This is a genomic window from Streptomyces sp. NPDC007164, from assembly GCF_040634135.1.
In the GTDB taxonomy this organism is placed as follows: domain Bacteria; phylum Actinomycetota; class Actinomycetes; order Streptomycetales; family Streptomycetaceae; genus Streptomyces; species Streptomyces sanglieri.
In genome coordinates this window covers 13,283-26,719 of the sequence record NZ_JBEYFB010000025.1, presented here as the reverse complement: position 1 = coordinate 26,719, position 13,437 = coordinate 13,283, and the positions used below count along the sequence as shown (strand labels likewise).

At 70.9% G+C, this 13,437-nt stretch carries 15 protein-coding genes; 5 read left to right on the top strand and 10 right to left on the bottom strand.

The window, feature by feature from the left end:
* Positions 1 to 82 precede the first annotated feature (82 nt).
* Together recG and ABZ622_RS26780 are read right to left on the bottom strand one after the other, a co-directional pair.
* Positions 83 to 2,299 carry an ATP-dependent DNA helicase RecG gene (gene recG, locus ABZ622_RS26785; protein ID WP_360547306.1) on the bottom strand — a complete coding sequence of 739 codons (2,217 nt, stop codon included), beginning with the start codon at positions 2,297 to 2,299 and terminating at the stop codon, positions 83 to 85.
* A 139-nt stretch (positions 2,300 to 2,438) separates the two neighbouring features.
* The gene (locus tag ABZ622_RS26780; protein WP_360547304.1) at positions 2,439 to 4,058 is read right to left on the bottom strand and encodes a DAK2 domain-containing protein; all 1,620 of its coding nucleotides are present in this window, start codon (positions 4,056 to 4,058) and stop codon (positions 2,439 to 2,441) included.
* Positions 4,059 to 4,318: 260 nt separating this feature from the next.
* Here ABZ622_RS26780 and rpmB point away from each other — a divergent pair, with 260 nt between their 5' ends.
* Complete coding sequence (gene rpmB, locus ABZ622_RS26775; RefSeq protein WP_030928661.1) at positions 4,319 to 4,504, top strand: 50S ribosomal protein L28; 186 nt, start codon at positions 4,319 to 4,321, stop codon at positions 4,502 to 4,504.
* 83 nt (positions 4,505 to 4,587) lie between these two features.
* Here rpmB and thiD read toward each other — a convergent pair whose 3' ends face one another.
* Together thiD and ABZ622_RS26765 are read right to left on the bottom strand one after the other, a co-directional pair.
* Positions 4,588 to 5,394: a bifunctional hydroxymethylpyrimidine kinase/phosphomethylpyrimidine kinase gene (thiD, locus tag ABZ622_RS26770; protein WP_360547302.1), complete on the bottom strand. Its 807-nt coding sequence runs from the start codon at positions 5,392 to 5,394 to the stop codon at positions 4,588 to 4,590.
* Positions 5,395 to 5,404: 10 nt separating this feature from the next.
* Entirely contained in the window at positions 5,405 to 6,376 is a 972-nt protein-coding gene (locus ABZ622_RS26765; RefSeq protein ID WP_259934913.1) for a thiamine-phosphate kinase, read from the bottom strand.
* A 325-nt stretch (positions 6,377 to 6,701) separates the two neighbouring features.
* Here ABZ622_RS26765 and ABZ622_RS26760 point away from each other — a divergent pair, with 325 nt between their 5' ends.
* Together ABZ622_RS26760 and ABZ622_RS26755 are read left to right on the top strand one after the other, a co-directional pair.
* A complete protein-coding gene (locus ABZ622_RS26760; RefSeq protein ID WP_072487263.1) occupies positions 6,702 to 6,935 on the top strand; it encodes an Lrp/AsnC ligand binding domain-containing protein in 234 nt (77 codons plus the stop codon).
* Between the two features lie 20 nt (positions 6,936 to 6,955).
* Positions 6,956 to 7,438, top strand: a complete 483-nt coding sequence (locus ABZ622_RS26755; RefSeq protein WP_360547299.1) for a DUF3515 domain-containing protein — start codon at positions 6,956 to 6,958, stop codon at positions 7,436 to 7,438.
* A gap of 49 nt (positions 7,439 to 7,487) precedes the next feature.
* Here ABZ622_RS26755 and ABZ622_RS26750 read toward each other — a convergent pair whose 3' ends face one another.
* From ABZ622_RS26750 to ABZ622_RS26740, 3 genes are all read right to left on the bottom strand, one after another.
* Positions 7,488 to 8,645, bottom strand: coding sequence for a D-alanine--D-alanine ligase family protein (locus ABZ622_RS26750; RefSeq protein ID WP_360547297.1), 1,158 nt, complete (start codon positions 8,643 to 8,645; stop codon positions 7,488 to 7,490).
* A gap of 100 nt (positions 8,646 to 8,745) precedes the next feature.
* Complete coding sequence (locus ABZ622_RS26745) at positions 8,746 to 9,756, bottom strand: NAD(P)H-dependent glycerol-3-phosphate dehydrogenase (protein ID WP_360547295.1); 1,011 nt, start codon at positions 9,754 to 9,756, stop codon at positions 8,746 to 8,748.
* The gene (locus ABZ622_RS26740; RefSeq protein ID WP_360547293.1) at positions 9,753 to 10,505 is read right to left on the bottom strand and encodes a lysophospholipid acyltransferase family protein; all 753 of its coding nucleotides are present in this window, start codon (positions 10,503 to 10,505) and stop codon (positions 9,753 to 9,755) included. Before ABZ622_RS26740 ends, ABZ622_RS26745 begins: the two co-directional genes overlap by 4 nt.
* Before the next feature lie 168 nt (positions 10,506 to 10,673).
* Between ABZ622_RS26740 and cofC the strand changes: the two genes are divergently transcribed.
* Complete coding sequence (gene cofC / locus ABZ622_RS26735; protein ID WP_360547429.1) at positions 10,674 to 11,351, top strand: 2-phospho-L-lactate guanylyltransferase; 678 nt, start codon at positions 10,674 to 10,676, stop codon at positions 11,349 to 11,351.
* 29 nt (positions 11,352 to 11,380) lie between these two features.
* A complete protein-coding gene (locus ABZ622_RS26730) occupies positions 11,381 to 11,584 on the top strand; it encodes a hypothetical protein (protein WP_266911658.1) in 204 nt (67 codons plus the stop codon).
* A gap of 114 nt (positions 11,585 to 11,698) precedes the next feature.
* On the opposite strand, the gene ABZ622_RS26725 is transcribed toward ABZ622_RS26730, so the two are convergent.
* The 3 genes from ABZ622_RS26725 to leuD form a co-directional block, all read right to left on the bottom strand.
* Entirely contained in the window at positions 11,699 to 12,367 is a 669-nt protein-coding gene (locus ABZ622_RS26725; RefSeq protein WP_360547291.1) for an HU family DNA-binding protein, read from the bottom strand.
* A gap of 143 nt (positions 12,368 to 12,510) precedes the next feature.
* Positions 12,511 to 12,738, bottom strand: a complete 228-nt coding sequence (locus tag ABZ622_RS26720; RefSeq protein WP_360547289.1) for a hypothetical protein — start codon at positions 12,736 to 12,738, stop codon at positions 12,511 to 12,513.
* Positions 12,739 to 12,842: 104 nt separating this feature from the next.
* On the bottom strand, positions 12,843 to 13,436 hold the full coding sequence (leuD, locus tag ABZ622_RS26715; RefSeq protein WP_360547287.1) for a 3-isopropylmalate dehydratase small subunit: 594 nt from the start codon (positions 13,434 to 13,436) through the stop codon (positions 12,843 to 12,845).
* Between the last annotated feature and the right edge of the window lies 1 nt (position 13,437).

The following is a 13,437-nucleotide window of genomic DNA, read 5'->3' as shown; positions in this document are numbered from 1 at the left end:
GGGTGCCGCGGCGACGTGCCACCCACGATATGGCGTGGTGACCGATCGGGCCCCCGCACCCGGTGTCCACCGCCCTTCCCGGTCAGCCCTTGTCGAGGTACTGCTCGCGCTCCTTGTCGAGCAGCGCGTCCAGCGCGATCCGCAGCTCCGGCAGTTGTCCGAGCTCCGGGTCGGCGGCGACGACCGCGACGGCCTCCTCGCGCGCGGCGGCGATGACCTCCTCGTCGTCGATGACGGTGAGCATCCGGAGCGAGGAGCGGACCCCGGACTGGGCCTGGCCGAGGACATCGCCCTCGCGGCGCTGTTCCAGGTCGATCCGGGAGAGCTCGAAGCCGTCCAGGGTGGCGGCGACGGCGGAGAGGCGGGCGCGGGCGGGACTCGCCTCGTGGGCCTCGCTGACCAGCAGGCAGAGTCCGGGGGCGGAGCCCCGGCCGACCCGGCCGCGCAGCTGGTGGAGCTGGGAGACGCCGAAGCGGTCGGCGTCCATGATCACCATGGCGGTGGCGTTGGGGACGTTGACGCCGACCTCGATGACGGTGGTGGCGACCAGCACGTCGACATCGCCCGCGGCGAAGCGGCGCATCACGTCGTCCTTGTCGTCCGGGTTCATCCTGCCGTGCAGCACCTCGATGCGCAGGCCGGCCAGGGGGCCCTTGGCGAGCTGCTCGGCGATCTCCAGCACGGCGAGCGGCGGGCGCTTGTCGCCGTCGTCCTCGGGTGCCTTCTTCTTCGTCTTCTTCCCCGCCGCCTCGTCCTCGGCGTCGTCGCCGATGCGGGGGCAGACCACGTACGCCTGGTGTCCGTTCTCCACTTCTTCCCGGACCCGCTCCCAGGCGCGGGCGAGGAAGTGCGGCTTGTCCTTGGCGGGCACGACGTGGCTGGCGATGGGCGAGCGGCCGGCCGGGAGCTGGTCCAGTACGGAGGTCTCCAGGTCGCCGAAGACGGTCATGGCGACCGTACGGGGAATGGGGGTGGCCGTCATGACCAGCAGGTGGGGCGGCTGCTTGCCCTTCGAGCGGAGGGCGTCGCGCTGCTCGACGCCGAAGCGGTGCTGTTCGTCGACGACGACCAGGCCCAGGTCGTGGAACTGCACCTTGTCCTCGATCAGGGCATGGGTGCCGATCACGATGCCGGCCTCGCCGGTGACGAGGTCGAGGAGCGCCTGCCGGCGGGCCGCGACGCCCATCGAACCGGTGAGCAGCACCACCTTCGTGCCCTGCTCGGAGCCGCCGAGCATTCCGCCCTCGGCCAGCTCCCCCATCATTTCCGTGATCGAGCGGTGGTGCTGCTGGGCGAGCACCTCGGTGGGCGCGAGCATGGCGGCCTGCCCGCCCGCGTCGACGACCCCGAGCATGGCGCGCAGCGCGACCATGGTCTTGCCGGAGCCGACTTCGCCCTGCAGCAGCCGGTGCATCGGGTGCTCGGTCGCGAGGTCGTCGAAGATCTCCCGGGAGACCTTCTGCTGCCCCTCGGTGAGGGTGAAGGGCAGTTTGGCGTCGAAGGCGTCGAGCAGTCCGCCGGGCGTGGGTCTGCGGGCCACGGCCGGGAGCTGGGTGTCGGCGTACCTGCGGCGGGCCAGCGCGACCTGGAGGACGAAGGCCTCGTCCCACTTCAGCCGGTCCCGGGCCTCCGCGATGTCCGCCTTGGTCTGCGGCCGGTGGACCTTCAGCAGCGCCTCGGGGAGCGGGGCGAGTCCACGGCCCTCGCGCAGGGCCGGCGGCAGCGGGTCGACGGCCTCCCGCGCGCTGGGCAGCACCGTGTCGACGGCCTTGGCGATCCGCCAGGAGTCGAGCTGTTTGCAGGCCGGGTAGATCGGCAGCAGCCGCCCGGCGAAGGCGTCCACCGCCTCCGTGGCCTCGGCCCCGTCGATGGACTCGGCGTCGAGCAGCTGGTACGTGGGGTGGGCGAGCTGCATCTTCCGGTTGAAGACGGAGACCTTGCCCGCGAACATCGCCCGGCGACCGGGCAGCAACTCCTTGTGCGGCTTGTGCACGCCGTGGCCGAAGAAGACCAGCTGGAGCCGGCCGTGGCCGTCGGTGAGGGTCACTTCCAGGCGCTTGCCGCGGCCGTTGTTGAACATCAGGACGCGGGCGTCGGCGACCTGGGCGACCACCGTCACGTGCTCGTCCAGCGGGAGGTCGGCCAGCGCCGTGAGCCGGCCGCGTTCCTCGTACCGCCGCGGGTAGTGGTGCAGCAGATCACCGACCGTGTGCAGGTCGAGGTGTTCGGCCATCACCTTCGCGGTGGCTCCGCCGAGCAGCTTCTTGAGGGGTTCATCGAACGCAGACACGCGATCCATTGCACACCACACCACTGACAGATGTCCGGCGGGCACCGTCCGGGCGTGCTGCCGGCGCGGCGGACCGGCCACCGGGTGTGTCCGGGGGACGTGGGCGGGAGGGCCGGCCCGGCCGGTCCCCGAGGTGCGGCGTGCTCCGCTACTCCACCCCGATGAGCAGCGGAGCGCGCTGGTGGCCGCCCCGGTACACCACGGTGTCCACCGCCAGATGGCCCTCGCGCACGTGCTCCTCCAGCGCGTCCGCGAGGCTGTCGGGGACGTCCTCGCCCAGGACCAGGGTGACCAGTTCGCCGCCCGCCGCCAGCATCCGGTCCAGCACGTCGCGGGCGGTCCGCGGTACGTCCTTGCCGATCACCGCGACGTCGCCGTCGATCAGGCCCAGGACGTCGCCGGCCTGGCAGATGCCCGCCATGGTCCAGGACTGCCGTTCGGCGACGGCGAGTTCCGCGTAGCGGGTGGCGCCGGCGGCGGCGGTCATCGCCACCACGTCCTCGTCGAAGCTGCGGTCGGGTTCGTGGACGGCGAGGGCCGCGATGCCCTGGACGGCGGCCCTGGTCGGGATCAGGGCGACCCGGACGCCCTGGGCGCGGGCCTGTTCGGCGGCGGCCGCGGCGGTGTGGCGCAGCTCCGCGTCGTTGGGCAGCAGGACCACCTCGCGGGCGTGCGCCCGGTGGATCGCGTCGGCCAGTTCGCCGCTGGCGGGCGGTTCCCCGGGCCGGGCCAGGACCGTCGTCGCCCCGGCCTCCTTGCACAGGTCGCGGAGCCCGTCGCCGGGGACCACCACGACGACCGCGCGCTGCACGGGCTCGGTGTGCGGGTGCACCCGGTCCGCGCCGAAGTGGGTGATCCGGATCCGGTACGGCCGCCCCGCCTCGACCCCGGCCTCGACGGCCGCGCCCGCGTCGTCCACGTGCACATGGACGTTCCACAGCCCGTCGCCGCCCACCACCACGAGCGAGTCGCCGAGCCGGTCGAGCCGGGTCCGCAGCCGGTCCACCGCGTCGTCCGTGGCCTCCAGCAGGTAGATGACCTCGAAGGCGGGTCCGTCCTCCGCGTCGGCCTCCGCACAGTCGTCCGGCACCGGAAGGACGGGCACCGCCCCCTGGCGGTGTTCGGGCGCCCGTCCGCAGACCGCTTCGACGAGCGCCCCGAGCACGGTCACCAGCCCCTGTCCGCCGGCGTCCACCACGCCTGCCCTGCCCAGCACCGCGAGCTGTCCCGGGGTCGCGTCCAGAGCCGTGCGCGCCCCGTCGTACGCCGCCCGTGCGACGGTCTCGGTCCCGGCGCCGCCCTCGGCGCGGGCGGCGGCCTCGGCGGCGGCGGTGGCCACGGTGAGCACGGTGCCCTCGACGGGGTGGGCCACGGCCTGCCGGGCCGCGGCGGCGGCGACGGCGAGCGCCTCGCGCAGCCGGTCCGCGTCATGGCCGGCGGCCAGCACTCCGGCCATTCCGCGCAGCAGTTGGGCCAGGATCGTGCCGGAGTTCCCGCGGGCGCCGATCAGGGCGCCGTGCGCCATGGCGCGTACCGCGTCGCCCGTCGCGGGCACCGTCCCGCCGGTCTCGTGGGCGGCGAAGACCGCTTCGACGGCCTGGGTCGCGGACTCCACGGTGAGATAGAGGTTCGTCCCGGTGTCCCCGTCGGCGACGGGGAACACGTTGATCGCGTCGATCGCCGCGCGCTCCCGGCCCAGCGCCTCCAGGGCCAGTGAGCACCAGGTACGCACCGCGACGGCGTCCATGTCGTCGGCGGTCTGCGGCACCTGTCGTTCCTCCTCGGATTCGGCCGTGGGCGGCCGGCTGCATCGCAGAGTAGTCCCCCGCGCACCGGGTCCGGCGGGAACAGGGGGCGGGAGGAGGTCGGTGAAACCCATGGTAGTTTCGTTCTACCGACGCAGCCGTTGTATGCTGCTTCGGTTGCCCGATGAGAGTCGGGCCATCCCTCCGGCACCGCCACTTCAGTCAAATGATTCCGGCGCGCCGGATTTCACTGTAAGTGCATCTGAAGTCTTTGGAGTGACCCGTGGCTGCCAACTGCGACGTCTGCGGCAAGGGGCCGGGCTTCGGCAACAACATTTCGCACTCGCACCGCCGTACGTCCCGTCGCTGGAATCCCAACATCCAGCGCGTGCGTGCCGTGGTCGGTCGGACGCCGAAGCGGCTCAACGTCTGCACCTCGTGCATCAAGGCCGGCAAGGTCGCGCGCTGACGTTCCCGTCGTAGCGCAGCCTTCCGGTTGCCCAAAAAGCCGGTCCACCTCGGTGGACCGGCTTTTTGCTGTGCCCGGACCCCTCATCCGTTGCGGGTCCGCCAGCCGTGGTCGACCGGGCCGATCCCGGCGCCCAGTGGGAAGCCCGCCATGATCGCCCCGGTGACGTACGCCTTCGCGTGCCGTACCGCCGCGGGCACCTCCTGTCCCAGGGCCAGTTGGCAGGCGATGGCCGAGGCGAGGGTGCAGCCGGTGCCGTGGGTGTGGCGGTTGTCGTGCCTGGGGGCAGGCAGCCAGTGCTCCTCGGTGCCGTCCGTCAGCAGGTCGACGGGGTCGCCCGGCAGATGACCGCCCTTGATGACGGCCCAGCGCGGCCCGAACTCCAGCACCGCGGCGGCCGCCCGCCGCATCCCGGCCTCGTCCTCGACGCGGACGCCGGTGAGCTGTGCCACCTCGTCCAGGTTGGGGGTGGCGACCGCGGCGACGGGCAGGAGTTTCGTCCGTACGGAATCGAGCGCCTCGGCGGCCAGCAGCGGATCGCCGTGCTTGGAGACGCCGACCGGGTCGACGACGGCCGGGGCGTCGGTCGACGCGAGGAGTTCGGCCACGGTCTCCACCAGGACGGCCGACGACAGCATTCCGGTCTTGACCGCCTGCACCCCGATGTCGTCCACCACGCTGCGGTACTGGGCGCGCACCGCCTCGACCGGCAGCTCCCAGGCGCCCTGCACCCCCAGCGAGTTCTGGGCGGTGACGGCGGTCAGCACGCTCATCCCGTGCACACCGTGCGCCAGCATCGTCTTCAGATCGGCCTGGATGCCCGCACCGCCGCCGGAATCCGATCCGGCGACGGTGAGCACACGGGCGGGTACATCAGCAGATTTGGGCATACACCGAAATCTACTGGGCGTCCTCGATGTCCCCGAAGTGGTCCCAGCCGCTCTTGCTGGTCCACGGCGCCCCGTCGACCGTCACCTGCGGCAGCGCGGAGGGGTTGAGGACCTCGCCGATCACCTTCCAGCGGGCGGGCAGCTTCACGTCCGGCGGGAAGGTGGCGACGATCGCGTGGTCCTCGCCGCCGGTCAGCACCCACTGGAGCGGGTCGACGCCGACGGCCTGGCCGATGTCGGACATCTGCGAGGGGATGTCGATGAGCCCGGAGCGCAGATCGATCCGGACCTTGCTGGCCTCGGCGATGTGCCCGAGGTCGGCGACGAGCCCGTCACTCACGTCCGTCATGGCGGTGGCGCCGAGCCCGGCGGCCGCGGGGCCGGCGTGGTACGGCGGTTCGGGGCGCCGGTGGGCCTCGACGAAGGCGCGCGGCGAGCGGAAGCCCCGGGAGAGCACCGCGTATCCGGCGGCGGACCAGCCGAGCCAGCCGGTGACGGCGACGACGTCGCCGGGCTGAGCACCGGAGCGGGTGACCGGCTCGTGGTTGCGCAGATCGCCCAGCGCGGTGATCGAGACGGTGATCGTCTCGCCGCGCACCACGTCTCCGCCGACCACGGCCGCGCCCGCGACCTGGCACTCGTCACGGATGCCGTCCATCAGTTCGCCGGCCCAGGTGACCGGGAGTTCGGCGGGGACGACCAGGCCGAGCAGCAGCGCGGTGGGCACCGCGCCCATGGCGGCGATGTCGGCGAGGTTCTGGGCGGCGGCCTTGCGGCCGACGTCGTACGCCGTCGACCAGTCCCGGCGGAAGTGCCGGCCCTCCAACAGGATGTCCGTACTGGCCACGACCCTGCGGTCGGGAGCGGTCACCACCGCGGCGTCGTCGCCGGGGCCGAGCCGTACCGCCGGAGTGGTGGTGAGCCGGGAAGTGAGCTCCCTGATGAGCCCGAACTCCCCCAACTCGCCCACGGTTCCCTTCACCGAGTCTCACCTCTCATCTATCGCGCCGGACGGTCGTCCGGGCTGCTTCGGCGGCCGAGGGTCCGCGCCGTGGACCGGCCGCCGCCCCGGGGAGCGGTCTGCACCGCTGGTCAACGCCATGCCCGTCCCCCTTCCGGACCGCTGCGCTTGCGGTCGCGGGCCGTCACTGCTGTCGGTACTGTCAAGAGATACGTCAACTTGTGTCTTGTGTACGCCACGCTGCGGGCGTCAACGGCCCCCAGGTCTCCCCGCGGCACGCGGCAACGCGATACCGTGGCGTCCCTTTCTCCCCCCACATGATCCTCGTGGCCGCCCTGGAGGTTCCGTGGTACAGGCGTACATCCTTATTCAGACCGAGGTGGGCAAGGCGTCGACCGTCGCCGAGACCATCGCCAGAGTTCCGGGAGTGATCCAGGCAGAGGACGTCACCGGCCCCTACGACGTGATCGTGCGCGCACAGGCCGACACGGTCGATGAACTCGGCCGCATGGTGGTCGCCAAGGTCCAGCAAGTGGAGGGCATCACCCGAACCCTGACCTGCCCGGTCGTCCATCTGTAGTCCCCGTCTACGCTGGGCCGGTGACTTCATTGCGCCGGCTCTGCCACCCCGTGTCCCTCGGTACGTCCGTCGCCGCGCTGCTGCTGGCCGCGACGGGCTGTTCCTCAACGGACGCCGCGGTGTCGATCACGGTTCCCACGCCGTCCCCGGAAGCCGCGGCCTACTGCCGTGCGCTGCACAAGGAGCTGCCGAGGACCGTTGCCGGACTCGACCGCGGTGATGCCGGGCCGAAGTCCGAACTGACCGCCGAGTGGGGGGACGGGGAGATCGTACTGCGCTGCGGTGTCCCGCGGCCCGCGAAGATGGACGACCCGATGGCGAAGGGCACCGAGGCGAACGGCGTCAACTGGCTGCTGGAGCAGCCCGACGGCGCCGGTCCGCGATTCACGACGACCTACCGCAAGGCGTACGTCGAGGTGGCGATGTCGGAGGCGTACGCCCATGACGCGAGCCCGCTGGCCGCGTTCGGCGCCGCCATCAGCAAGACGGTTCCCGGGCTGTAGGGCGGGTGCTCCCGGCCGGGAGCACCCGCCCTGCGGCGCGGGACCGGTCTCAGCGCAGTCCGGTCGGGCGCCGCAACGCCGCCTGGATCAGCCGGTCCACCAGCTCCTGGTAGCTGACGCCGCTCTCCTGCCACATCCGCGGGTACATGGAGATCGGGGTGAAGCCCGGCAGGGTGTTGATCTCGTTGATCACGAAGCTGCCGTCCTCGGTGAGGAAGAAGTCGGCACGGACCAGCCCCTCGCAGGACGTGGCCTCGAAGGCGTCGACCGCGAGCCGCTGCACCTCGGCCGTCTGCTCCTCGGTGAGCGGGGCGGGCAGGATCCCGGCGGCCGAATCGATGTACTTGGCCTCGAAGTCGTAGAAGTCGTGCGAGGTCACCGGCGGGATCTCGGCGGGCACGCTGGCGCGCGGACCGTCCTCGAACTCCAGCACCCCGCACTCGATCTCGCGGCCCCGCAGCAGCGACTCGACCAGGAACTTGGGGTCGTGGCGGCGGGCCTCCTCGATCGCCTCGTCGAGCCCGGACAGGTCGTCGACCTTGGTGATGCCGAAGGACGAGCCGGCCCGTGCGGGCTTGATGAAGAGCGGCCAGCCGTGCTCACCGGCGAAGTCCACGATGCGCTTGCGGGCGCCGGAGGGGTCGTTGTCCCACTCGCGGGGACGGACCACGAGGTACGGGCCGACCGGCAGTCCGAAGGAGATGAAGACCCGCTTCATGTACTCCTTGTCCTGGCCGACCGCCGAGGCGAGCACACCGGCGCCGACGTAGGGCACACCGGAGAGCTCCAGGAGCCCCTGGAGGGTGCCGTCCTCTCCGTACGGGCCGTGCAGCACGGGGAAGACGACGTCGACCTCGCCGAGCGCCTTGGGGACCGAGCCGGGCTCGCTGTACACAACTTCGCGGCTGCCGGGGTCGACGGAGAGCACCACGGCGCCCTCGGTGGACTCGGCCAGCTGGGCCACCTCCGGCATCTTCCGGTCCGTGATGGCCATGCGTTCGGGTTCGTCGGCGGTGAGCGCCCAGCGGCCGTCCGTCGTGATGCCGATCGGCAGGACGTCGTACTTGGTCCGGTCGATGGCGTTCAGGACGGCGCCGGCCGTGACGACCGAGATGCCGTGTTCGGAGCTGCGGCCGCCGAACACGACGGCCACACGCGGCTTGCGGAGCTGCTGCTCCGGGCTCTGGGGGAGGTTCTCGCTGCTCATATCGCGTTGAGCGTACCTGCTGGTACCACTCGCGTCAGCGCGGCCGGGCGGCCGGAGCGGTGACCGGGAAGGTTCACCGCTCCGGCCGCCCCGGCCGGTCTCAGCGCCGCTCGGGCTTCGCGCTGCGCGACATCAGCTCGGCCAGCGCGACCATCGGCGGCTTGCCCTCGTGGACGATGCCGACGACCGTCTCGGTGATGGGCATGTCGACGCCGTGCCGGCGCGCCAGATCGAGCACCGATTCACAGGACTTGACGCCCTCGGCGGTCTGGCTGGTGACGGCGATGGTCTCCTGGAGCGACATGCCGCGGCCGAGGTTGGTACCGAAGGTGTGGTTGCGCGAGAGCGGCGAGGAGCAGGTCGCCACCAGGTCGCCCAGGCCCGCGAGTCCGGAGAAGGTCAGCGGGTCGGCGCCCATGGCCAGGCCGAGCCGGGTCGTCTCGGCCAGGCCGCGGGTGATGAGCGAACCCTTGGCGTTGTCGCCGAGGCCCATGCCGTCGGCGATGCCGACCGCCAGGCCGATGACGTTCTTCACCGCGCCGCCGAGCTCGCAGCCGACCACGTCGGTGTTGGTGTACGGGCGGAAGTACGAGGTGTGGCAGGCGGTCTGGAGGCGCTGGGCCACGGACTCGTCCTGGCAGGCGACGACGGCCGCCGCCGGGCGGCGTTCGGCGATCTCCTTGGCCAGGTTGGGGCCGGTGATGACGGCGACCCGGTCCGCGGAGACCTTGGTGACGTCCTCGATGACCTCGCTCATCCGCTTCGCGGTGCCGAGTTCGACGCCCTTCATCATCGAGACGAGAACGGTGTCGGAACCGAGGTGCGGGGTCCAGTCGGCGAGGTTGGCGCGCAGGGTCTGCGAAGGCACCACGAGGACGGCGAAGTCGGCGCCGTCCAGCGCCTCGACGGCGTCGGTGGTGGCCCGGACCGATTCGGGGAGTTCGATGCCCGGCAGGTAGCCCGGGTTGGTACGGGTCGTGTTGACGGCCTCGGCGACTTCGGCGCGGCGGCCCCAGAGGGTGACCTCGCAGCCGGCGTCGGCGAGGACCATGCCGAAGGCCGTACCCCATGAGCCGGTACCGAAGACGGCCGCCTTTGCGGGGTGCGTCACTTGGGTCCCTTTCCTTCTGCCTTGCGCCGCTGCTCCGCACGGGCCTTGCGATGGTCGTAGGGCTGTGCGGGAGCCTGCTCGCCCCGCACGATCTCCAGCTGCGCGGTCACCGCGGCCATGATGACCTCGGTCGCCTCGCGCAGGACGTCGGGCGTCGGCTCCCGGTCGTAGAACCCGGAGAGGTCCACGGGCGGTCCGGCCTGCACCTGAAGGGTCTTTCGGGGGAACAGCCGGAACTTGTTCTCCTTGGCGTACGGCGGCATCGCGAAGTTGGCGCCCCACTGGGCGACGGGGATGACCGGGGCCCTGGTCATCAACGCGACGCGGGCGGCACCGGTCTTGCCGGCCATCGGCCACATGTCGGGGTCGCGGGTGAGGGTGCCCTCCGGGTAGAAGGCGACGCATTCGCCGCTCTCGATGGCGTCGACGGCGGCCCGGAAGGCGTCCAGCGCATTGGTCGTCTCGCGGTAGACCGGGATCTGTCCGGTACCGCGCAGCATCATTCCGACAAAGGGGGTCTTGAACAGGCCCGCCTTGGCGAGAAGCCGCGGCACCCGTCCGGTGTTGTACTGGAAGTGACCGTAGGAAAGCGGGTCCAGATAGGAGTTGTGATTGACCGCGGTGATGAATCCACCGTCGGCCGGAATGTGTTCCATTCCCCGCCAGTCACGCTTGAACAGAACCACCAACGGCGGTTTTGTGATGACCGCCGCCAGGCGGTACCAGAAGCCGATTCTGCGGCGGGACACTCGGACACCTTCCTCTAAGGACCTGAACTCTGCCTGGCTACCGACGGTCAAGTCTCGCCCCAGGCCCCTGCTCTGTCGAGAACACCGTACGCCCCGCTTTCGGGACCGACCCTCCGGGTTCTCGCACCGGACAGGCGAGAATAGGCGGCGACGCGTACCGAGGGGGAGATCGCCACGAACACCGACCCGACCGGTCTTTGGTCCCTGGTCGTCCCGTTGAAGCCGCTGGCGCGGGCCAAGAGCAGGCTGACACCCGCGACCGGGGACGGGCTGCGCCCCCTGCTCGCCCTCGCCTTCGCCCGGGACACCGTCGCCGCCGCCCTGTCCTGCCCGGCGGTGCTGGATGTGGTGGTAGTCACGGACGATCCGGAGGCCGGGGCGGCCCTCACGGCGACCGGGGCGCGGATCGTCCCCGACGCACCGGGCCGCGGGCTCAACGCCGCGCTGGCACACGGTGAGCGGGCGGTGCGGGCCGGGCGGCCCCGGGCGGCGGTCGCCGCGCTCAACGCGGATCTGCCCGCACTGCGCCCCGGAGAATTGGCCCGGGTGCTCGATTATTCCGCCGAATTCCTCCGCGCATTTGTGACCGATGCGGCAGGAATCGGTACAACATTTCTGTCGGCCGCGCCGGGGGTGGAATTGCGCCCGGCTTTCGGCGGGCCCTCCCGGGCCCGGCACCTGGAGTCCGGTGCGGTGGAAATCGATCTGCCCGGCATCGATTCGGTCCGCCAGGACGTGGACACCGGCGACGATCTGCGGGTGGCGCTCGCCCTGGGCGTCGGCGCACACACGGCGGGGCACTGGGCCGCCGGGTCCCCGGGCACCGAGCCCGCGACGGCCTCCTGAGAGCCGTCCCGACCGATAGGCTGCCGTCCATGCAGGCGACCTCGTACACCTACGACCCCGAGACCCGCACCGGCAGTGTGCTGCTCGACGACGGCACCCCGGTGGAATTCGACGCCCGGGCCTTCGACGCGGGCGGTCTGCGGCTGCTGCGCCCGGGGCAGCGGGTGCGGATCGAGGGCAGCGGCGAGGGTGCGCGGCTGCGGATCACCCTGGTGACCCTCCAGACCTTCTGAGGCGCCGCGAACCTACCGAGGCACCGCGCGCGGAGCGCCCGTGACAGCCCGCGGGCCGGGCTCCCCGAGGGGAGCCCGGCCCGGCGCGTGTGAGTAGCCCTGTGCTGCTCGGTCTCACTTCTTCCGTGCGGTGGCCTTCTTCGCCGTGGTCTTGCGCGCCGTGGTCTTCTTGGCGGGCGCCTTCTTCGCCGTGGCCTTCTTCGCGGGCGCGGTCTTGCTGGCGGTGGCCTTCTTGGTGGCCGTCGCCTTCTTCGCCGCAGCGGTGGTGGCCTTCTTCGCGGCCGGCGTGGTCTTCTTGGCCGCCGCGGTGGTCTTCTTCGCGGTGGTCTTCTTGGCCGCGGTGGTCTTCGCCGCCGTGGTCTTCTTGGCGGTGGTCTTCTTCGCCGTGGCCTTCTTGGCGGCGGCCTTCTTGGCTGCGGCCTTGGTCGTCGTACGGGTGGAAGGACCGCCCGAGAGGCTGCCCTTGGGCGCCTTCTTCACGGACACTTCGCCGCCCTTGGGGAGCTTCTTCGAGCCGCTCACCAGGTCCTTGAAGCCCTGTCCCGCACGGAAACGGGGAACCGAGGTCTTCTTGACCCGTACGCGCTCACCCGTCTGCGGGTTGCGGGCGTACCGGGCCGGGCGGTCGACCTTCTCGAACGAGCCGAAGCCGGTGACCGAGACCCGGTCCCCCGCGACAACCGCACGGACGATCGCGTCGAGTACCGCGTCGACGGCGTCGGCGGCCTGCTGGCGGCCTCCGACCTTGTCGGCAATCGCTTCTACGAGCTGCGCCTTGTTCACGTCTTCCCCTTCGGAGACATTGCCAGAACGAAAGTGTTCAAGCGTTTTCGCACGTTAGGCAGATATATACCGCAAATCAAACACGAAACGGGCTAATCACCCTAGTGCCGCAACGAAGTCGACCGCTGCACAGTTCCGCAGAGTCAGCCACCTTCGGGGAATCGGCCCTCATCGAGGTCCCTCATCAACCGGTCCAGACGCCTTGCCGCATCCGGGAGATCGTGCTTAGCCGCGGCCGTGATGACCAACAGCTTCCGGGACAGCGCCATCCTTACGCCCTCCGGGACTTGCAGTGCGCGCACTCTTGTGTGCGCTTCCTTCAATCGGTCGGCGACTTGGCCGTAAAGCTTGAGTTGGCTGTCGCGTTCCATGCACCGATTGTGCCATCTGGGGCGAGTTGTCGCCCGACAGGGTCTCAACAAGCGACTGCGCCCCCTACCAGATGGCAAGGGGCGCAGTCCTGGAAACGCGCTGCTCAGGCGTTAATTGTACGCGGCTTGAAGGCCGGCCTGGCCGCCTCATAAGTCGTGATGTCCGCTTCGTTCTGAAGGGTGAGGCTGATGTCGTCCAGCCCGTTGAGCAGTCGCCAACGGGCGTTCTCATCGAGCTCGAAGTCGGCCGTGATGCCCTCGGCGCGGACCTGGCGCGCCTCCAGGTCGACGGTGATCTCGGCGGTGGGGTCGGCCTCGGTCAGCTCCCAGAGCGCGTCGACCACCTTCTGGTCGAGCACGACGGTCAACAGTCCGTTCTTCAGCGAGTTGCCGCGGAAGATGTCGGCGAACCGGGAGGAGATGACAGCCTTGAAGCCGTAGTTCTGCAGCGCCCACACGGCGTGTTCGCGGGACGAGCCGGTGCCGAAGTCGGGGCCGGCCACCAGGACCGTGGCGCCCTCGCGCTCCGGGCGGTTGAGGACGAAGCTCTCGTCCTTGCGCCAGGCCTCGAAGAGCCCGTCCTCGAAGCCGTCCCGAGTGACCTTCTTCAGCCAGTGGGCGGGGATGATCTGGTCGGTGTCCACGTTGCTGCGGCGCAGCGGGACGGCCCGGCCGGTGTGTGCGGTGAAAGCTTCCATG